The sequence below is a fragment of the Amycolatopsis pittospori genome (assembly GCF_013870525.1).
Lineage (GTDB): Bacteria > Actinomycetota > Actinomycetes > Mycobacteriales > Pseudonocardiaceae > Amycolatopsis > Amycolatopsis pittospori.
In genome coordinates, this window is the sequence record NZ_JACBXD010000050.1 from 1 (window position 1) to 18,084 (window position 18,084).

17 protein-coding genes, 1 tRNA gene and 1 pseudogene are annotated in these 18,084 nt (G+C 67.9%); 8 read left to right on the forward strand and 11 right to left on the reverse strand.

Annotated elements, in window-relative coordinates:
* Positions 1–212, forward strand: a pseudogene (locus tag H5J31_RS25290) (ATPase); the annotation flags it as partial.
* Positions 212–1,342 (forward strand): ArsA family ATPase, encoded by a 1,131-nt coding sequence (locus tag H5J31_RS25295; protein ID WP_181775131.1) that lies wholly within the window; start codon positions 212–214, stop codon positions 1,340–1,342. The pseudogene H5J31_RS25290 and the gene H5J31_RS25295, both read left to right, overlap by 1 nt.
* Positions 1,343–1,404: 62 nt before the next feature.
* Here the strand turns inward: H5J31_RS25295 and H5J31_RS25300 are convergent, their stop codons facing one another.
* Positions 1,405–1,722, reverse strand: coding sequence for a WhiB family transcriptional regulator (locus tag H5J31_RS25300; protein ID WP_181775132.1), 318 nt, complete (start codon positions 1,720–1,722; stop codon positions 1,405–1,407).
* Positions 1,723–2,072: 350 nt separating this feature from the next.
* Between H5J31_RS25300 and H5J31_RS25305 the strand changes: the two genes are divergently transcribed.
* From H5J31_RS25305 to H5J31_RS25315, 3 genes are all read left to right on the forward strand, one after another.
* Entirely contained in the window at positions 2,073–4,241 is a 2,169-nt protein-coding gene (locus H5J31_RS25305; RefSeq protein WP_181775133.1) for a transglycosylase domain-containing protein, read from the forward strand.
* Positions 4,242–4,526: 285 nt separating this feature from the next.
* On the forward strand, positions 4,527–5,453 hold the full coding sequence (locus H5J31_RS25310; protein ID WP_181775177.1) for a metallophosphoesterase: 927 nt from the start codon (positions 4,527–4,529) through the stop codon (positions 5,451–5,453).
* Between the two features lie 28 nt (positions 5,454–5,481).
* Positions 5,482–5,555 (forward strand) — tRNA-Pro (locus H5J31_RS25315).
* Positions 5,556–5,723: 168 nt separating this feature from the next.
* Here H5J31_RS25315 and H5J31_RS25320 read toward each other — a convergent pair.
* Entirely contained in the window at positions 5,724–6,413 is a 690-nt protein-coding gene (locus H5J31_RS25320) for a methyltransferase domain-containing protein (protein WP_181775134.1), read from the reverse strand.
* Positions 6,414–6,452: 39 nt separating this feature from the next.
* Here H5J31_RS25320 and H5J31_RS25325 point away from each other — a divergent pair, with 39 nt between their 5' ends.
* The gene (locus tag H5J31_RS25325) at positions 6,453–8,303 is read left to right on the forward strand and encodes a prolyl oligopeptidase family serine peptidase (RefSeq protein WP_181775135.1); all 1,851 of its coding nucleotides are present in this window, start codon (positions 6,453–6,455) and stop codon (positions 8,301–8,303) included.
* Positions 8,304–8,375: 72 nt separating this feature from the next.
* Here the strand turns inward: H5J31_RS25325 and H5J31_RS25330 are convergent, their stop codons facing one another.
* The 6 genes from H5J31_RS25330 to H5J31_RS25355 all read right to left on the reverse strand — a co-directional run bounded on the left by H5J31_RS25330 (position 8,376) and on the right by H5J31_RS25355 (position 12,437).
* Positions 8,376–8,561 carry a 2-hydroxymuconate tautomerase gene (locus H5J31_RS25330; protein WP_181775136.1) on the reverse strand — a complete coding sequence of 62 codons (186 nt, stop codon included), beginning with the start codon at positions 8,559–8,561 and terminating at the stop codon, positions 8,376–8,378.
* A 10-nt stretch (positions 8,562–8,571) separates the two neighbouring features.
* Complete coding sequence (locus tag H5J31_RS25335) at positions 8,572–9,198, reverse strand: TIGR03085 family metal-binding protein (protein WP_181775137.1); 627 nt, start codon at positions 9,196–9,198, stop codon at positions 8,572–8,574.
* A gap of 62 nt (positions 9,199–9,260) precedes the next feature.
* The gene (locus tag H5J31_RS25340; RefSeq protein ID WP_181775138.1) at positions 9,261–10,634 is read right to left on the reverse strand and encodes a glutamate decarboxylase; all 1,374 of its coding nucleotides are present in this window, start codon (positions 10,632–10,634) and stop codon (positions 9,261–9,263) included.
* A gap of 135 nt (positions 10,635–10,769) precedes the next feature.
* The gene (locus tag H5J31_RS25345) at positions 10,770–11,246 is read right to left on the reverse strand and encodes a Dps family protein (RefSeq protein WP_181775139.1); all 477 of its coding nucleotides are present in this window, start codon (positions 11,244–11,246) and stop codon (positions 10,770–10,772) included.
* A gap of 55 nt (positions 11,247–11,301) precedes the next feature.
* Positions 11,302–11,724 carry an organic hydroperoxide resistance protein gene (locus tag H5J31_RS25350; RefSeq protein WP_181775140.1) on the reverse strand — a complete coding sequence of 141 codons (423 nt, stop codon included), beginning with the start codon at positions 11,722–11,724 and terminating at the stop codon, positions 11,302–11,304.
* Positions 11,725–11,861: 137 nt separating this feature from the next.
* Positions 11,862–12,437, reverse strand: a complete 576-nt coding sequence (locus tag H5J31_RS25355; RefSeq protein WP_181775141.1) for an NADPH-dependent FMN reductase — start codon at positions 12,435–12,437, stop codon at positions 11,862–11,864.
* Between the two features lie 150 nt (positions 12,438–12,587).
* On the opposite strand from H5J31_RS25355, the gene H5J31_RS25360 reads away from it, so the two are divergent.
* The gene (locus tag H5J31_RS25360) at positions 12,588–13,634 is read left to right on the forward strand and encodes an alpha/beta hydrolase (RefSeq protein ID WP_181775142.1); all 1,047 of its coding nucleotides are present in this window, start codon (positions 12,588–12,590) and stop codon (positions 13,632–13,634) included.
* A gap of 98 nt (positions 13,635–13,732) precedes the next feature.
* Here H5J31_RS25360 and H5J31_RS25365 read toward each other — a convergent pair whose 3' ends face one another.
* The 3 genes from H5J31_RS25365 to H5J31_RS25375 all read right to left on the reverse strand — a co-directional run bounded on the left by H5J31_RS25365 (position 13,733) and on the right by H5J31_RS25375 (position 16,602).
* Positions 13,733–14,263, reverse strand: coding sequence for a hypothetical protein (locus H5J31_RS25365; RefSeq protein ID WP_181775143.1), 531 nt, complete (start codon positions 14,261–14,263; stop codon positions 13,733–13,735).
* 444 nt (positions 14,264–14,707) lie between these two features.
* Positions 14,708–16,150: a catalase gene (locus H5J31_RS25370; RefSeq protein WP_181775144.1), complete on the reverse strand. Its 1,443-nt coding sequence runs from the start codon at positions 16,148–16,150 to the stop codon at positions 14,708–14,710.
* Positions 16,147–16,602, reverse strand: a complete 456-nt coding sequence (locus H5J31_RS25375) for a Fur family transcriptional regulator (protein ID WP_181775145.1) — start codon at positions 16,600–16,602, stop codon at positions 16,147–16,149. The genes H5J31_RS25370 and H5J31_RS25375 overlap by 4 nt, the downstream gene beginning before the upstream one ends.
* 213 nt (positions 16,603–16,815) lie before the next feature.
* Here H5J31_RS25375 and H5J31_RS25380 point away from each other — a divergent pair, with 213 nt between their 5' ends.
* On the forward strand, positions 16,816–17,961 hold the full coding sequence (locus H5J31_RS25380; protein WP_181775178.1) for an MFS transporter: 1,146 nt from the start codon (positions 16,816–16,818) through the stop codon (positions 17,959–17,961).
* Positions 17,962–18,084 lie beyond the last annotated feature (123 nt).

Here is an 18,084-nt window from a genome sequence, read left to right on the forward strand (position 1 = left end):
CGGCCGGGCTGAACCTGCCCGATAGCACCCTCGACGCGCTGGTCGAAGAGACCGTCGAGCACGCCGTCCGGGTCGCGGCCGAGCAACGCGCCCGCGAGCAGCTGTCCGAAGCGGACCTGCCCGGTCTGGAACTGCCCGACCTCACCGACGGGGTCGACGTCGCCGCGCTCTACGACCTCGCCGAAGCGCTGACCGAGCAGGGGGTGCGCTGATGTCGGACCTCCTGGAGATCGACAAGCTGATCGACGATCCGGAGAGCAGGGTCATCGTCTGCTGCGGGTCCGGCGGTGTCGGCAAGACGACCACCGCGGCGGCGCTCGCGTTGCGCGCGGCCGAACGCGGACGGCAGACGGTGGTGCTCACCATCGACCCGGCGCGGCGGCTGGCGCAGGCTCTCGGCCTGCGCGAACTGGGCAACCACCCGAAGCAGGTGCAGGTCGAGGGCTTCGAGCCCAAGGGCGAACTCTGGGCGATGATGCTCGACATGCGCCGCACCTTCGACGACATGGTGCGCGTGCACGCCGGCCCGGAACGCGCCGAGCAGCTGCTGCAGAACCCCTTCTACCAGACCATTTCCACGTCGTTCTCCGGAACGCAGGAGTACATGGCGATGGAGAAGCTGGGTCAGCTCGCCGCGACCGACGACTGGGACCTGATCATCGTCGACACCCCGCCGAGCCGGTCCGCGCTGGACTTCCTCGACGCGCCGACGCGGCTTTCGAGCGCACTCGACGGGCGGATGATCCGGCTCCTCACCGGCCCCGCGAAGGCGGGCGGCTGGGGCTTGCGCAAGGTCGTCAACGCCGGGTTCTCGATGTTCGCGAAGGCCGTTTCGACGATCATCGGCGGGCAGTTGCTGACCGACGCTTCGGCGTTCATGCAGGCCTTCGACAGCATGTTCGGCGGCTTCCGCGAACGCGCGCGCAAGACGGCCGAGCTGCTGCGGTCCGGCGGGACGTCGTTCCTCGTGGTGGCCGCACCGGAGCCGGACGCGCTGCGCGAGGCGTCCTATTTCGTGGAGCGGCTTTCGGAGGAGAGCATGCCGCTGGCCGGGCTGGTCGCGAACCGGACGCATCCGGTGCTCGCCGCGCTGTCCGGCCCGGAGGCCGTCGCGGCCGCCGAGCAACTGGCGAAGAGCGAGACCAGCGCGCCGCTGGCCGAAGCCGTCCTCCGCCTGCACGCGGACCGGGTCGCGCTGGCCGAACGAGAAACGCGGCTGCTCGCCAGGTTCACGCGGGCTCATCCCGAGGTCCCGCTGGTGCGGGTGCCCGCGCTCCCCAGTGACGTGCACGATCTCGAAGGCCTGCGCGACATCGGGACCAAGCTGGGTGCCCGGTCCTGAAATCCGTGAAGGACCCCTTCCCTACCTTGGACTCAGGGAAGGGCGCCTTCACGAATTCCTGATCACGAGACTCGGACGCGTACGTCTTCCTCTTCGTCTATCCCAGTGAAACTGCGCTTCGCCGCTTCAAGCAGGTCCGCCCAGCTGGTCACGTCCGGCCGCCGCCTCAGCAGCGCCCGCCGTTCCCGTTCTGTCATACCTCCCCAGATACCGAAGTTGATCCGGCCATCGAGCGCTTCGGCGAGGCATTCCGTCCTGACCGGGCAACCGAGGCAGACCGCCTTGGCCCGGTTCTGTTCCGCCCCCCGGACGAACAAACCATCCGGATCGGTGTCGCGGCACGACGCATTGATTCGCCAGCTCGACTGGTTGGTTTCCATACCCCCAGCTCCCTACCCTGGTGTTCGACACACCACGGGGGGACGAAAAGCGTGCGCTCCTGCCCCCATGAGCGTGTCTCACTTGTGCTCACGTCGGTTGAACCCGGCACCTCCCCGGCGCCGGTGCCTCCGTTCGGACGAATGCGACTGCCGCTCGCACTCACCCGTCTGTCGGCTTTTTCATACGTGAGACGTTGACGGACTGTAAGGGCCCTCGGTTCCCTCCGCCAAGCCCTAGAATGCCTCCCATTACCAGAAGTCACCGCATGGGGTCGGTTTTGTCACCGAATTAGCACCGACAGCGAGGTGACGTCACGGTGGGCTAACGGCATCCGCGTACCCTGGTCCGCGTGCGCAAAACGGACGGTCTGCTGAAGCTCATTGGCCTGTGTGTGCTCGCTGGGGTGCTGGTCGCGGGGATGTTGTTCCCGGTGGCGGGCGCGGCGGGAGTGATCTCGAACCAGGCGAGCGAGACCGTGGACAAGACGTCTTCGGACCTTGCGGACATACCGCCGCCCCTGGTGACGACCATCACGGACAACACCGGCAAGCAGATCGCGACGCTGTACAAGCAGTACCGCATCCCCACCACCGAGGCGCAGATCAACGACGCCATGAAGTGGGCGCTGATCTCGGTCGAGGACAAGCGCTTCTACGAGCACAACGGGGTGGACTGGAAGGGCACGCTGCGCGCCGCGGTCAGCAACAGCACCGGCGGTGACACGCAGGGCGCCTCGACGCTGACCCAGCAGTACGTCAAGAACTACCTGATCAACGTCGTCTACCGGGACGACAAGCCGGGCCAGAAGCGCGCACAGGAGCAGTCGGTCGCCCGGAAGCTGAAGGAAGCCCGCATCGCGATCCAGCTGGAAACCAAGCTGAACAAGATGCAGATCCTGACCGGCTACCTGAACGTCGTGGAGTTCTCGCGCGAGATCTTCGGCGTCGGCGCCGCCGCGCAGGCGTACTTCAACACCCCCGTGGACAAGCTGACCGTGCCGCAGGCGGCGCTGCTGGCCGGCCTGGTGAACAACCCGATCCAGAACGACCCGTGGAAGAACCCGGCGAAGGCGACCGAGCGGCGCAACCTGGTGCTGGACCGCATGGTCGACAACCAGAAGCTCGGGAAGGCGGACGCGGAGCGCTTCAAGGCCGAGCCGCTGGGCGTGACCGAAGGCGGCCCGCAGAAGCCCGCGTCGAACTGCACCGGCGCCGGTACGGAGAACGGTTTCTTCTGCCAGTACGTCGAGGACTACCTCCTCAAGTCCGGTATGACGAAGGACGACCTCTACACCGGCGGCTACGTCGTCAAGACCACTTTGGACGAACGGGCCAACCACGAAGCCAAGATGTCGGCCGAGGCCCAGGTCAAGAAGACCCAGGACAACGTCGCGAACACGCTTTCGCTGGTGAAGCCGGGCAAGAACCGGCATGAGGTGGTGGCGCTCGCGGCGAACCGCGACTACGGCCTCGACGAATCACAGGGGCAAACGACTTACGCGTTGCCGTCGGGCGTCTACAACACCGCCGGCGCGGGATCGTCGTACAAGGTCTTCACCGCCGCCGCCGCGCTGGAAGCCGGCGCGGCCGGGATCAACAGTCCCTTGCCGGTGCCCAACTTCTACACCTCCAACGTCTTCGCCGGTGGTGGCAACAAGTGCGCCCCGACCGGGCCGCCGCTGCGCTCACGCTGGTACTGCCTCGGCAACGCGGGCGACTACGAAGCGGCCGGCGGGAACATGTCGCTGCAGCAGGCGCTGCAGACCTCGCCGAACACCGCGTTCGTGATCCTCGAAGAGAGGATCGGGAACACCGGCCCGGTCGTGGAGATGGCGCGCAAACTCGGGATGCGCGAGACCATGGCCAGCAACCTCGGCGGCGGCGCCGTCGACCCGAACTCCGACAACGCGAGCGTCAACACCAGCCAGCTCCAGGCGTACGGCCCGAGGCCCGGCTGGGCCGGAACGGGTGCGTTCACACTCGGCGTGAGCCCGCTGAGCGGACTCGAACTGGCGAACGTCGGTGCCACGATCATGAGCGGCGGCGTCTGGTGCCCGCCGACACCGCTGTCCGGCGTCACCGACCGGGACGGAAAGCCGGTCCCCGTCAAGGAAGCCGCCTGCGAACAGGTGGTGCCCGAAGGCCTCGCCAACACCCTGGCCGTCGGCATGAGCAAGGACGACCTGCCCGGTGGTACGGCGAACGTCGCCGCGCGGGGCGTCAACTGGACGCGGCCGATGATCGGCAAGACCGGTACGACCCAGAACAACGGCTCGGCGGCGTTCCTCGGCGCGACCCCGCAGCTCGCGGGCGCGGCGATGGTCTTCCGGCCGAAGGGTGGAAGTGGCGGTCTGTGCTACCTCGGCCCGGGTAACGTGACCACTCGCGGCTGCGAAAACATGTTCGGCGGCAAGACGCCGGCGCAGACCTGGTTCGGGGCGATGTCGAAGATCCTCGAAGGCCAGGAACCCGCGCCGCTGCCGCCGCCGGACCCGAAGTACATGGGCGGCGGACGCTGACCTTCTACGGTCGCGTTCACCAGCGCGAATTACCGTTAGTCACTCGAATTTAACTTTCAGTGAGCACGTGGCGGCCTTCCGAGGAACGTCGGTCGACGGAATCATGTCGATTGATCACCACACCCCTCGCCGACCACGCAAAGTGAAGAAAAGAGGCCATTCCAGCGATTTTCAGCCATCGCCGGAATGGGGGCGGACGATCACCCCGGATGAGCACGTAAACTGGACATTGTGAGCACGCTCAGTAACACCAGGACTTCCGGAGCGACAGTACGGCGCTTGGCCGTGGGAACCGTCGCTCTGGGAGCCGCGACCCTCGGTTACGCCGTCGGGATCGAAAGGCGCCGGTGGACGCTTCGCACCGCGGAGATCCCGGTCCTCTCCGCAGGGGCGAAGCCCTTCACGATCCTCCACATCTCTGACCTGCACATGCTGCCCGGTCACGTCAGCAAACAACGCTGGGTAGCCGCCCTCGACGAACTCGAACCGGACCTGGTGGTCAACACCGGTGACAACCTGTCACATCACCAGGCCGTCCCGTCCGTCCTGCGCGCACTCGGCCCCCTGCTGAACCGGCCCGGCGTGTTCATCTTCGGCAGCAACGACTACTACGCACCGAAGCCGAAGAACCCCGCGCGCTACCTCATGCCCAAGGGCAAGAAGAAGCGGATCCACGGCGAACACCTGCCGTGGCGGGACCTTCGCGCCGCCTTCGTCGAGCACGGCTGGGACGACCTCACGCACGTCCGCCGCACCATCGAGGTCGCCGACCAGTACGTCTTCACCGCCGGAGTCGACGACGCCCACCTCCGCCGCGACCGCTACGCCGACATCGCGGGCCCGGTCGACACCGCGGCCGCCGTGCGCATCGGCGTCACGCACTCCCCGGAGCCCCGCGTCCTCGACGAGTTCGCGGGCGACGGCTACGACCTCGTCCTCGCCGGCCACACCCACGGCGGGCAACTCCGCATCCCGGGCTACGGCGCACTCGTCACCAACTGCGAACTCGACCGCACCCGGGCCCGCGGCGCGTCGCGCTGGGGCGCCCAGATGTGGCTGCACGTCTCCGCCGGACTGGGCACCTCGCCGTACGCTCCGGCCCGCTTCGCGTGCCCGCCGGAGGCCAGCCTGCTGACCCTCGTCCCACGGGGCACCACCAGCGCGGATCACCGGAAAGCATCCCCCCGCAAAGCCCGAAACACGGTCCGCTAAACTTCTCCTCGACCCGCTAAGAAGTATCCGGGGTGTGGCGCAGCTTGGTAGCGTGCCTCGTTCGGGTCGAGGAGGTCGTGGGTTCGAATCCCGCCACCCCGACGCAAGATCGAAAGGGCCTTGCTCGCTCACGCGAGCAAGGCCCTTTCGCGTTACCCACCCTCTCTGCCGATGACGTCCGTCTGATCACGCGTGCCGTCCGCCTGATCACGCTTGCCGTCCGTCTGATCACGCGTGACGTCCGTCTGGTCACGTGAGGCGTGGGCCGGGTTAGCGGGTGGCGAGGAGTTCGATCCAGCATTGGGCGAAATCGCCGTCGCCGGAGCGGGCCCAGGACCAGGCCGAGCGGGCGGCGGAGGCGAGCTGGTCGCGATCCGGGGTCGTCGCGGTTTCCAACGCGGTCACCAGACGTGCCTCGACGTAGGTCGCCAGCGCACGGTACGTCGTGTCGGTGCGGTAGCGGGTTTTCGTACGCACGTCGGTGAAACCGGTGGCCGTGACCGCGGCGGGGATCGACCGGCCGGCGAACGGATCGCCACCCGCGCGACGGCACAACAGATAGTGCCCGCGAAGGGCGGCGTCCACGTTCGCCGTCTTCGGCCGGAGACGCGCCCGACTCCAGTCCGAAGTGGACAGTGCGAGCGAACCGCCGGGACGAAGAACACGACGGAACTCGGCGAGTGCGGCGCCCGGATCCTTCAGATGCTCGAAAACGGCGTGCGCGAAGACCACGTCCACCGAAGCGTCGCCGAACGGGAGCGCGTGCGCGTCGGCGGTCAAAAAGTCCACTGTGGACGCACAGTGGCCGTCACCGATACCGAGGGTGATCGAACCCGGTCCGCAACCGACGTCGACGACCCACATCCCCGGCCCGAACAGCGGTTGCGCGAACACGGCGCGTTCGACCGCCTGGCGCGCAGATCGCGCGGACACCGCGTCTCGCGCGTTTCCCTCCAGCACCCCGCACACAGTACGGCTCCGGAGTGGCAGGATCGAGGGGTGAGCACGCAGCCAGGCAACAAATATCCGTCCGCGGCGGTTCCGGACCGCCTGTTCGACGACGCCGAAGCCGAGGCCAGGTGGCGGGCCCGCTTCCACGCGCCGCGCATCTCGGTCCCGGAGTGGGCCATCGACGCGCCGGACGCGAACGTCTACGTCTCCAACGCCAGCGGCGTCTGGGAGGTCTACTCCTGGGATCGCTCGACCGGTGAGCACCGCCGCGTCACCGACCGGCCCAACGGCACCCTGCACGCGACCCCGTCCCCCGACGGCCGCTGGATCTGGTGGTTCAACGACACCGACGGCGACGAATTCGGCTCGTGGGTCCGCGAACCCTTCGCCGAAGCGGCGGGGGTCACCGCCGAACGCGCCGTCCCGGAAGTCCACGACGGCTACCCCGCCGGGCTCGAGATCGGCACCCGGGTGACCGCCGTCGGCGTTTCCACCGACGACGGCAGCGCACTCTTCGCGCATATCGGCGGCGAGACCACGCGCTTCTACAGCCACGACGACGACGCCGGGATCGCGTCGCTTTCCCGCGACGAATCCCTGCTCGCGATCTCCCATTCCGAGCACGGTGATTCGCGACACCCCGCGCTGCGCGTCCTGTCGACGGACGGCTTCGGCACGGTTGCCGACAAGTGGGACGGCGAAGGCAAGGGCCTCGGCGCGCTGGAATTCTCACCGGTCGCGGGTGACCAGCGGCTGCTGGTGCTGCATGAGCGGCGCGGCCGCGAGGAACTCCTGATCTGGGACGTCGCCGCCGACACCGAGCGGGAGATCGAACTCGACCTGCCCGGCGAAGTGATCGCCGGTTGGTACCCGGACGCGCACGCGCTGCTGGTCGTGCACTTCCATCAGGGCCGCAGTTCCCTTCACCGGTACGACCTCGCGAGCGACGAATTGTCCTCTTTGGACACCCCGCAGGGCCGGATCGGCGGCGCCGGGGTGCGTCCCGACGGCACCGTCGAGTACTCGTGGTCCAGTGCCGCGAAGCCGACGGCGGTGCGCGCGCGGACAGCGGACGGCACCGACTCCGTACTGCTCGAACCGCCGGGCGACCGGGCACCGGAATCCGCTCCGGTCACCGACGCGTTCGTCGAGGGGATCGGCGGGCAGATCCACGCGCTGGTGTCCCGGCCGGTCGACGCGCCCGAGGGTCCGCTGCCGACGATCTTCTCCCTGCACGGCGGGCCGCATTCCGCCGACGAGGACCGGTTCTCGGCCTATCGCGCGGTCTGGCTCGACGCCGGATTCGCCGTCGTGGAGGTCAACTACCGCGGCTCGACCGGGTACGGCTCGGCCTGGCGCGACGCCATCGAAGGCCGCCCCGGCCTGACCGAACTCGAAGACGTCGCCGCCGTCCACGACTGGGCGGTCCAAAGTGGACTTTCCGACCCGGGGAAGTGCGTGGTGAACGGGGCTTCCTGGGGTGGTTATCTCTCCCTGCTGGCCCTGGGCACGCAGCCGGCGCGCTGGGCGGCCGGGGTCGCCGGAGTGCCTGTCGCGGACTACGTCGCCGCGTACGAGGACGAGATGGAGCAGCTCCGCTCGTTCGACAGGGCGCTGTTCGGCGGCTCGCCGGAAACGGTTCCGGCGGTGTACCAGGAATGTTCACCGATCACCTACGTCGAGGCGGTGACGGTGCCGGTGCTGGTGCTCGCCGGGGACAACGACCCGCGGTGCCCGATCCGGCAGGTCGAGAACTACCTCGACAGGCTCGCGAAGCGGGAGATCCCGTTCGAGTTCTACCGCTTCGACGCGGGCCACGGGTCGCTGGTGATCGCCGAGACGATCAAGCAGACGGCGATCGAGGTGTCGTTCGCGATGCGGGCGGTCGGGCTGCGCTGACGTGTCATGAACGGACCTTTCATAACAAATCCTGTTATGAAAGGTCCGTTCATAACACAGCGAGGGTCGGGGTCAGCGCTCGGAGAAGAGCGTTCCGCCGGCCGCCCAGTGTTCGGCGGGAATCTCGTTGATGGTCACCCAGACGCCCTCGGCGTTGCCGCCGCAGGTGCGGACGAAGGCGTCGGTGACCTCACGGACGAGCGCCTGCTTCTGTTCGGCCGTGCGGCCGGGGAACATCGAAACACTGATCATCGGCATGGGCCGAACTCTAAAGGCCGCGGTCGTGCTTCCGCAGCCGGTCGACGGCGTAGGCGTCGCCCTCGAAAGTGATCCGGGCGGCGTCGCGGCCGAAGACGAACAGCAGCAGTTCGATCGGCGCGCCGACGACGGTTACCGTGTCCGGGCCTTCCTTCACCCGCGCTTCGCGGCCTTCAGGCGTCTTCAGGATCACGCCGACCGGCGACTTCCGCAGGTTCAGCTTCGACGCCTGCTTGGCCGACTTCCACGCCGCCGCGTCGCGCGAGGACTCGGCCGGACGCGGCTCCCAGCCGGGCTGGGCGCGGCGGACGTCCTCGTGGTGCACCAGGAACTCCGCGCTGTTCGTCAGCTCGTCGACCGCGCCGATCGACGTCGGCCAGAACCAGGCCGGACCGGAGCGGACCTTCCCGACGACGTCGGACCACGGGCGCGCGGCGTACGAGTCCTGCACCCGCTGCGTGTACGACGCCAGCGCGGGCACCAGGATCCCGGGCATCGCGTCCGGCCGCCGCTCACGCACCAGCAGATGCGCCGCGAGATCCCGCGTCTTCCAGCCTGTGCACAGGGTCGGCGCGTCCGGGCCGACCTCTTCGAAAAGCTCGCTCAACGCACGACGTTCGTCTCCGGCGACTCCCATACCCCCCGACGTTACGCGTCGGTAGGGCCCCGGGAAATCCGGCGTGACGCAGGGCACCCGGCTCAGTGATGGAAAGCGGTACGCCGTCGCGGGCCGTGATCGAGCTCGGGCAGCAGCCGCCGCAGGTCGGAGAGCAGCAGATCCGCGAGGTCGTGCGTGAAACCGTTGCGCACCACGATCCTCAGCACCGCGAGATCGGTCCGGTTCTCCGGGAACGTGTACGCCGGGACGAGCCAGCCACGCTCGCGAAGCCGCCGAGACACGTCGAAGACGTCGAAGCCATCGACGTCCGGCTTCGTCGTGAAGGCGAACACGGGCAGCTGATCGCCGCGTGTCAGCAGCTCGAACGGGCCCAGCTCGGCGATCCCGTCCGCCAGCTGCGTCGCCACATCGCGTGAAGCCTGTTGCACGGCGCGGAAACCTTCGCGCCCGAGGCGGACGAACGTGTAGTACTGCGCGGCCACCTCGGCGCCGGGACGCGAGAAGTTCAACGCGAATGTCGGCATGTCGCCACCGAGGTAGTTGACGTTGAACACCAGCTCTTCCGGCAGCGCCGCCTTGTCACGCCACACCACCCAGCCGACACCCGGGTACACCAGCCCGTACTTGTGCCCGGACGTGTTGATCGACGCCACCCTCGGCAGGCGGAAGTCCCATACGAGGTCCGGGTCCAGGAACGGCGCGATCATCGCTCCCGAAGCGCCGTCGACGTGCACGGGGATGTCCCAGCCGGACCGCTCCCGCAGCCCGTCGAGCGCGGCGGCGATCTCGGCGACCGGCTCGTAACTTCCGTCGAAAGTGGATCCGAGGATCGCGACGACGCCGATCGTGTTCTCGTCGCAGCGCGCGATCGCCTCGTCCGCGGTGAGGTGGAACCGGTCGCCGTACATCGGCACCAGCCGCGGCTCGACCTCCCAGTACTCGCAGAACTTCTCCCAGCAGACCTGGACGTTCGCGCCCATCACCAGATTCGGCTTCCCGGTGCGGCCCAGCTTCGACCAGCGGCGCTTGAGCGCCATCCCGGCGAGCATGCAGGCTTCCGAGGAACCGGTGGTGGAACAGCCCATGATCTCGGCGGGATCGGGCGCGTGCCACAGATCGGCGAGGATGTTGACGCAGCGCCGCTCGAGTTCCGCTGTCTGCGGGTACTCGTCCTTGTCGATCATGTTCTTGTCGACGCATTCGGCCATCAGCTCGCGGGCCTGCGGCTCCATCCACGTCGTGACGAACGTGGCGAGGTTGAGCCGGGCGTTGCCGTCGAGCATCAGCTCGTCGCGGACGAGCTGGAGCGCGGTGTCGGGCGGCAGGGGATCTTCGGCGAGGCTGTCGTGCGGGAGCCGGATGCTCGCGGCGAGCGCGGGGTACGCGCCGGCGTACAGCGGGTTGGCTCCGCCCTGGCGGTCCTGATCGGTCGCTTTCCCCTTGTGCAGCACCATGACCCGAACCTATCCCCGGCGGCGTCACGGGGCACCTCGTCCAGTCCATCCCCGCGTGCAATGAACGGCCCGTTACTTGCGAAATTCGCAAGTAACGGGCCGTTCATTGCACGCCGCGAGGCGCGAAAGGGAGGGTCAGGCCTGCTGCGCCTGCCACATCCAGTGCGCCTTCTCGAGTTCCTGGGTGATCTCGATGAGGAGATCCTGGGTCACCAGGTCGCTCTTGTCGGTCTCGTCGATGCGCTTGCGCAGCCGCTCGATCAGCGCGGTGAGGATGTCCACGATCGCGCCGACGGTGGACTCGACGGACTGCCAGTTGTCGGGATAGGCAGGCAGGCCGGAGCTCTCGACGACGGCCTTGGCCTGGCCGTTCGGTGAGATGCCGATGGCGTTGGCGCGCTCGGCGACCTCGTCGGTGTACTGGCGCGCGGTGGCGACCAGCTCGTCGAGCTGCAGATGCGCACTGCGGAAGTTCGAGCCGACGACGTTCCAGTGGGCCTGCTTCGCGATCAGCGACAGATCCACCAGATCGACCAGCGTGGCCTGCAAGGCGTTACCGGTGATCTCCTTGTCGGCTTCGCTCAGCGGACTCTTGATCGGGGACTTGCCCATCTTCGGTCTTCCTTTCAGAAATTTGCCGGTACGGGTGGACCTGCCGCGGGCGGGATCAGACCGTCGCGGACAGCGCGACCTCGATGTTCCCGCGGGTCGCGTTCGAGTACGGGCACACCTGGTGCGCCTGCTCGACGAGCTGATCGGCCTGCGCCTGCTCCAGGCCGGGCAGCGAAACCTTGAGCGCCACGGCGAGACCGAAGCCTTCGCCCTGCTTCAGCACGCTGACCTCGGCGGAGACGGTCGAGCCGTCCAGCTTCACCTTGGCCTGACGCGCGACGAGCTGCAGCGCCGAGTGGAAGCAGGCGGAGTAGCCGGCCGCGAAGAGCTGCTCGGGGTTGGTCTTGTCACCGCCCGGTCCGCCCATCTCCTTCGGGATCGCCAACGACTCGTCGATGACGCCGTCAGAGGACGTGACCTCACCGTTGCGGCCGTCGCCGCGAGCGGTGGCCACAGCGGTGTACAGAGCCTCAGCCATTCTTCGCCTACCTCCTGGTCTTAAGACACGCCCCGTTGAGCGTCTCTGTGGTGCCAACGTCCCGCAACCGCGAAACCTTGCCACCCCATGGCAGGCATCACGTCCGGGAATACCCGGACGACGAAGGAGGCAAACGACTAGTGACCGGCGCGACTCAGCGCGAACTCCGCGACCTGGCTCCCGATCAGGCGAAGCGTGCGGACGGTCTTGTCGTCGGAGGCACCGCCCGCTTCGTCGAACTTCGTCTCGGCGGTGTTGATCGAACCACCCAATGGGGTGGCCCAGCCGCGCAACGCGTGCGTGATCGTGCGCAGCTGCTCCAGCGTGGTCACCGCGGCCTGCCAGCCGAACGCGACGGCGGCGAGTCCGACGGCGCGGCCGTCGAGGTACGGGCGGGCGTCGTCACGCAGGTCTTCGACGTAGTCCAGGGCGTTCTTGACCAGACCGGACAACGCGCCGTGGTAGCCGGGCGAGACCACGATGATCCCGTCGGCCCGGCGGATCGCCTCGACCAGCCGGACGGCGCGCTCGTCCCGTTCGCCCAACGCGGTGTCGTAGAACGGGAGGACCAGTTCCGGTCCCGCGATCAGTTCGGTGGTGACCCCGGCTTCGGCCGCACCGCCCAGGGCGATGCGCAGCGCGCGCTCGGATTGCGAACCCTCCCGGAGAGAGCCGCCGATACCGAGGACATGAACCGCGTTCGTCGAAGTCACGCGTTCGAGGCTAGCTCCTCTACTTAAGTGGAGGACCACGATCTGGAACGGTTGCCTGCGTCACACCCGTTCGACGCAAAGGGCCACGTCACCGCTGGACGACCTACCTACTCGCAAGTAACCTGACCGGAAGTCCCACCAGGAGGAAGCATGGCGATACCGCTCCAGATCCGTGCCGAGGCCGCGTTCTCCCAGCTCGCGTTCTGGCTCCCGAGCCCGGTCAGAAGGGCCATCGCCGGACCGCCGCTCCGCCTGGACGGGCAGGAACTCGCGCTCGACGCCCAGCTTCTGCTGCGGCTGCAGAAGCTCGCGAAGGCCTCACTGGTGCGAGGCAGCGTCGAGGAGTCGCGCAGCCTGCTCCTGGCGAGCCGTCACCTGGTCAGCGGAAAGCCCATCGAACCGGTCGCCACCCGGGAGCTGCTCATACCGACGGGTGACGGCGACGTCCCCGCGACGCTCTACACCCCGGCCGGACTGCCGGATCCGTCCGGACTGCTGGTGTTCTTCCACGGCGGTGGCTGGGTGGTCGGCAGCCGCGTCTCCCATGACAACACCGTCCGCTACCTGGCGAAACAGGCCGGCGTGCGAGTCCTTTCGGTGGAATACCGGCTCGCCCCGGAAACACAGTTCCCCGGCGCGACCGAAGACGCGATCGCGGCTTTCGAGTACGCCCACGCGAAGGCACGCGACCTGGGTGCCGACCCGGCGCGCATCGCCGTCGGCGGCGACAGCGCGGGCGGGAACCTCGCGGCGGTGACCGCGCAGCAGGCCGTGAAACGCGGCGGCGGGGTCCCGGCGTTTCAGCTGCTGTTCTATCCGGCGACCGATTTCACCGTGCGACGGCGTTCGCGGGAATTGTTCGCCGAGGACCTGTTCCTGACCGACTCGGACATGACCTGGTTCGAAGGGCATTACGTGCCGAAGGGCACCGATCTGTACAACCCGAAACTGTCCCCGCTGCACGGCGACGTTTCCGGATTGCCGCCCGCGTATATCGCGACGGCCGGATTCGATCCGCTGCGCGACGAGGGCGAGGCTTACGCGGAGAAATTGCGGAAGGCCGGGGTACCGGTGGCGCTCAGCCGCCAGCCGGACCTGATCCACGGGTACATCAACTTCCTCGGCGTCGGCCGCCGGTTCCGTGAGGCGACCGCCGAAGCCGCGGGCGCGCTGCGCCTGGGTCTCGCACCGAGGTGAAGCCGAAGCCCGAGTGGGGAGGAATGTCCCCACTCGGGCTTCGGCCCCCATATCGTGGCCCGCCGCCCTGCACGGCGGAACCAGACGACTCCCGCGGTCTAGGGCGTGGGGAGCGGCAACGGCGGAACCGGCAGCGGCGGGACAGGGAGTCCGCCGAGCAGGCCGCCCAGGATGCCGGTCACGGCAGCCAGCAGGGCTTTCACGAGGTCACTGACGATCTTCAGCGGCCCGGGCAGGTCCGGGAGCGACGGGATCGGCACCGGCAACGGCGGCAGTTGGCGCGCCTTGGCCGTCGGGTCGGTCAGCAGCCTGCTGGACTCGTCGGAACGACCCTTGGCCAGGTCGCCGAGTTTCTGCGTTTCGGTCTGGATCTGATAGCGCTTGCCTGCGGCGATGTCGCCGAGGACGGGGCTCAGCTTGTCCAAGTCCGCCCGGGTCTTCGCGACGTCACCGGCGTAGGCCACCTTGGTGAGGCCGTCACGCATCTGCAGGACCTGCGCGGCCAGCGCCTGCGTGTTCGACGAACCCTTCCCACCATCGGTGCTAGCCGTTGCGGCGCCGGCTGAGGCCACCGCCAACAGACTGCCTGCGGCGACCGCGGCAATCGTCCGGGCAATGTTGCCTTTCATTCCCTTACCTCCTGGCCTCTGGGACCTAACGAGGTAAATCGATACCCGCCGTATCGGCCGAACACCACCCGATCACCGGTTGGAGCCATTTTCTAACCCTTACGTGCCGGATTCATTATCCGCGAAGAACCCCACAATTGATTAACGTCGAAATCTTGTGCGTCCCCCTGAAGATCATCATTATCGATCCGTTTTATGACCACCTGTGACCGATCGACACGGTAGTGCGGTTCGTTCACCCACAGCGGTGTAAACGGTGATTGTTTAGCTTCATCACTCCGTCGGACAGGCGTGTCGCACTGCTCCACTCGGGTTGTCCCCCACGCACGCCACGCCATCTTCTGGCTTCACATGCGAGTGGGGACATGGAACGGCCCGGTACGCGGGGGATGACGCGTACCGGGCCGTTCGTGGTGGGAGCAGCCTCTTCGAAAAGAGACGTTTCTACTTGCGGAAAGCGTCCGCGACCTTGTCGCCGAGGTCCTTGTCGACGTTCCGCCAGTACTCGAAGACGCGTTCCAGCACGGGCTGGGAGACGTCGTTCGAAGCGTGGCCGATGATGTTGTTCGCGAGCCGCTCACGCTGCTCGTCGTCCATCACCTCGCGCACCAGCGTCCCCGGCTGGCCGAAGTCGTCGTCCTCGGCGTGGAGCTTGTACGCCGACCGGATGACCTCGTCCTCGACGCCGTAGTTCGACGAGGTCTCGGAGGCGATCTCCGCGTTCGCGTGCGGGCCGCCCTTGGAGTTCGGCGCGTAGACCGGGTCGCCCGGGTTGTTGTAGCGCATCGCGCCGTCGCGCGAGTAGCTGTTCACCGGGGACTTCGCCGCGTTGACCGGCAGCTGGGTGTAGTTCGCGCCGATCCGGTAGCGGTGCGCGTCCGGGTAGGCGAACAGACGGCCCTGGAGCATCTTGTCCGGCGACGGCCCGATGCCCGGCACCAGGTTGGACGGCTCGAACGCGGCCTGCTCGATCTGCGCGAAGTAGTTCTCCGGGTTGCGGTCCAGCACCCAGCGGCCGACCTTGATCAGCGGGTAGTCGCCCTTCGGCCACACCTTGGTCAGGTCGAACGGGTTGAAGCGATAGTCCGCGGCGTCGGCGTACGGCATCACCTGGACGTACACCGTCCAGCTCGGATGGTTGCCCTTTTCGATGTTCTTGAACAGGTCGCGGATGTAGTAGTCCGAGTCCTCGCCCGCGATGCGATCCGCGTCGGCCTGCGGCAGGTAGCCGATGCCCTGGTCGGTCTTGAAGTGGTACTTGACCCAGAACTTCTCGCCGCCGGCGTTCTCCCACAGGTAGGTGTGCGAGCCGAAGCCGTCCATCTCGCGCCAGTTCGACGGGATGCCACGGTCGCCCATCAGCCAGGTGACCTGGTGCGCCGACTCGGTCCGGAGCGTCCAGAAGTCCCACTGGATGTCGTGGTCGCGCAGGTGGTTGTCGGCGCGGCGCTTCTGCGAGTGGATGAAGTCCGGGAACTTGATCGGGTCGCGGATGAAGAACACCGGGGTGTTGTTGCCGACGAGGTCGTAGTTGCCCTCGGAGGTGTAGAACTTCAGCGCGAAACCACGCGGATCGCGCCAGGTGTCGGGCGAACCGTTCTCCCCGGCGACCGACGAGAAGCGGGCGACGCTCTCGGTGCGCACACCCGGCTGGAACAGCGCGGCCTTCGTGTACTGGCTGACGTCCTCGGTGACCTCGAGGAAGCCGAACGCGCCACCACCCTTGGCGTGCACGACGCGCTCGGGGACGCGCTCGCGGTTGAACTGGGCGTTCTTCTCGATCAGGTAGTGGTCCTGGAGCAGGATCGGGCCGTTGGCGCCCAAGGTCAGCGAGTCGTTGTCGCTCGCGACGGGGATGCCCACGTTGTTCGTGGTCGGCAAAGTCACGCCGTTGCCTCCTGTTTCGTGGTGGTGGAGCGGTCAGTGCAGTCGGGACAGGTCCCCCAGAAGACGACTTCGGCCTCGTCGATCGCGAAACCCGCCGTGACGGTGGGCTCCAGACAAGGCGCCGAACCGTGCACGCAGTCCACGTCCTCGGTTCGCCCGCAGCTCCGGCAGACCAGGTGGTGATGGTTGTCCCCGATGCGCGTTTCGAACCGTGCCGGGTGACCGGCGGGCTCGATCCGCCGCACCAGCTTCGCGCCTGTGCACGCTCCCAGCACGTCGTAGACGGCCTGGGTCGACACGGAGCCGAGGACGTCGCGCACGCCCGCCGCGACCTGGTCGGCGGTGGTGTGCGGATGTTCGGCCAGCCATTCGAGCACGGCGACCCGCGGCGCGGTGATCCGGAGACCGGCCGCCTTGAGGTCGCCCGCACGGGGGCTTCGCTGGTGATCCATGGCCCCCTCACCCTCCCGCGTATTCTGGAATCAGTCAAGAAAACACCCCGGGTTGGGTGAGCGACAGGCCCGCTGACCTGGCATTCGCGCCCGAAAGTGGCGTCTGTCACCAGGAAATAAAGTTGCACGCGCGTACCACGCTGCGCTCTCATCGGACGTATGGCCCTCGCTCCGTACCGTCGCGTGTTAGCCGTGCCCGGAGTTCCCAGTTCGATGTTGCTGATGTTCCTGGCGCGGCTCCCGATGACGGCCATGGGCGTGACGATGACGCTGTACGTGGTCAACGACCTCGGCCGCGGCTACGGAGCGGCCGGGCTGATCGGCGCCGCCACCACGCTCGGCAGCGCGTTCGGAGCTCCTCTGGTCGGCCGGTACGTCGACCGCTACGGGCTACGGCCCGTCGTCGCCGTCTGCGGCGTGGCCTCGACGGCGTTCTGGGTCGGCGCGCCACATCTGCCGTACCCGGTCCTGCTGGCGGTCGCGCTCCCGGCGGGTGTGCTTTCGGTGCCCGCCGGGACGCTGGCACGGCTGGTGCTGACCGCACTCGTCCCGCTGGAGCAGCGGCGCGCGGCGTACTCGCTGGACACGATCTTCGTCGAAGCGTCGTTCATGATCGGGCCGTCGGCCGGGATCATGGCGATCACCCAGCTGCCCGCCGTCTACGCGCTCACCGGTATCGGGGTCTGCTTCGCGGTGTCGGCGACGCTGATCTACCGGCAGAACCCGCCGATCCGCGCCGAAGCCGACGCCGAGGCGTCCACCGGCGAGCGGCCGCCGGTGCGGAGCTGGCTCGGCGGACGTCTGGTGATGGCGATGTTCATCGCGGCCGGCGCGCTGTTCTGCCTGGTCGGGATGGAACTCGCGGCGCTGGCGACGGTGCGCGCCAGCGGCGACATCGCCTGGACCGGACTGCTGATCACGCTCATGTGCATCGCGTCCGTCATCGGCGGGGCGATCCACGGCGCCGTCCGGCGCTCGCTTTCGCAGGGCACGCTGATGGTGCTGCTCGCCGTGCTCACGCTGCCGGTCGGCCTGATCGACCACCCGTGGTGGCTGCTGGCGATCGTGCTGTTCCCGAGCAACGTGCTGTGCGCGCCGACGCTCGCGGCCAGCACGGAGACGGTCAGCGCGGCCGCACCGCCGAGGGTGCGCGGCGAGGCGATGGGACTGCTGGACGCGGCCAGCCGGATCGGCCTGGCCGTCGGAAGCCCGATCATCGGGTTCGTGATCGACCACTCCAGCCCAGGCTGGGGCTTCGCGGCTTCGGCGCTCGGCGCGCTGGCGATCGCTTCGCTGGGCCTCTTCTGGCGGCGCTCCCGCACTCCCGCCGCCCCAGTACCCGCTCTCGCCTCCTCCTGACGCGTTTCGTCCTCTGAATGCGGTACTTGCGCATGCATCTACCGCATTCAGAGGACGAAACGCGAGGGGTGTCTGGGGCAGCCGCGGGTCGTGAGTGGCAAGGGTCGTTCTAACCGTCTTTAC

Coding starts and splice junctions, on each gene's coding strand:
- H5J31_RS25360 (WP_181775142.1), top strand. CDS start 12,588: ATGGCGATACCGCTCCAGATCCGTGCCGAGGCCGCGTTCTCCCAGCTC.
- H5J31_RS25380 (WP_181775178.1), top strand. CDS start 16,816: ATGTTGCTGATGTTCCTGGCGCGGCTCCCGATGACGGCCATGGGCGTG.
- H5J31_RS25340 (WP_181775138.1), bottom strand. CDS start 10,634: ATGGTGCTGCACAAGGGGAAAGCGACCGATCAGGACCGCCAGGGCGGA.
- H5J31_RS25330 (WP_181775136.1), bottom strand. CDS start 8,561: ATGCCGATGATCAGTGTTTCGATGTTCCCCGGCCGCACGGCCGAACAG.
- H5J31_RS25350 (WP_181775140.1), bottom strand. CDS start 11,724: ATGGCTGAGGCTCTGTACACCGCTGTGGCCACCGCTCGCGGCGACGGC.
- H5J31_RS25335 (WP_181775137.1), bottom strand. CDS start 9,198: ATGGGAGTCGCCGGAGACGAACGTCGTGCGTTGAGCGAGCTTTTCGAA.
- H5J31_RS25365 (WP_181775143.1), bottom strand. CDS start 14,263: ATGAAAGGCAACATTGCCCGGACGATTGCCGCGGTCGCCGCAGGCAGT.
- H5J31_RS25345 (WP_181775139.1), bottom strand. CDS start 11,246: ATGGGCAAGTCCCCGATCAAGAGTCCGCTGAGCGAAGCCGACAAGGAG.
- H5J31_RS25300 (WP_181775132.1), bottom strand. CDS start 1,722: ATGGAAACCAACCAGTCGAGCTGGCGAATCAATGCGTCGTGCCGCGAC.
- H5J31_RS25295 (WP_181775131.1), top strand. CDS start 212: ATGTCGGACCTCCTGGAGATCGACAAGCTGATCGACGATCCGGAGAGC.
- H5J31_RS25375 (WP_181775145.1), bottom strand. CDS start 16,602: ATGGATCACCAGCGAAGCCCCCGTGCGGGCGACCTCAAGGCGGCCGGT.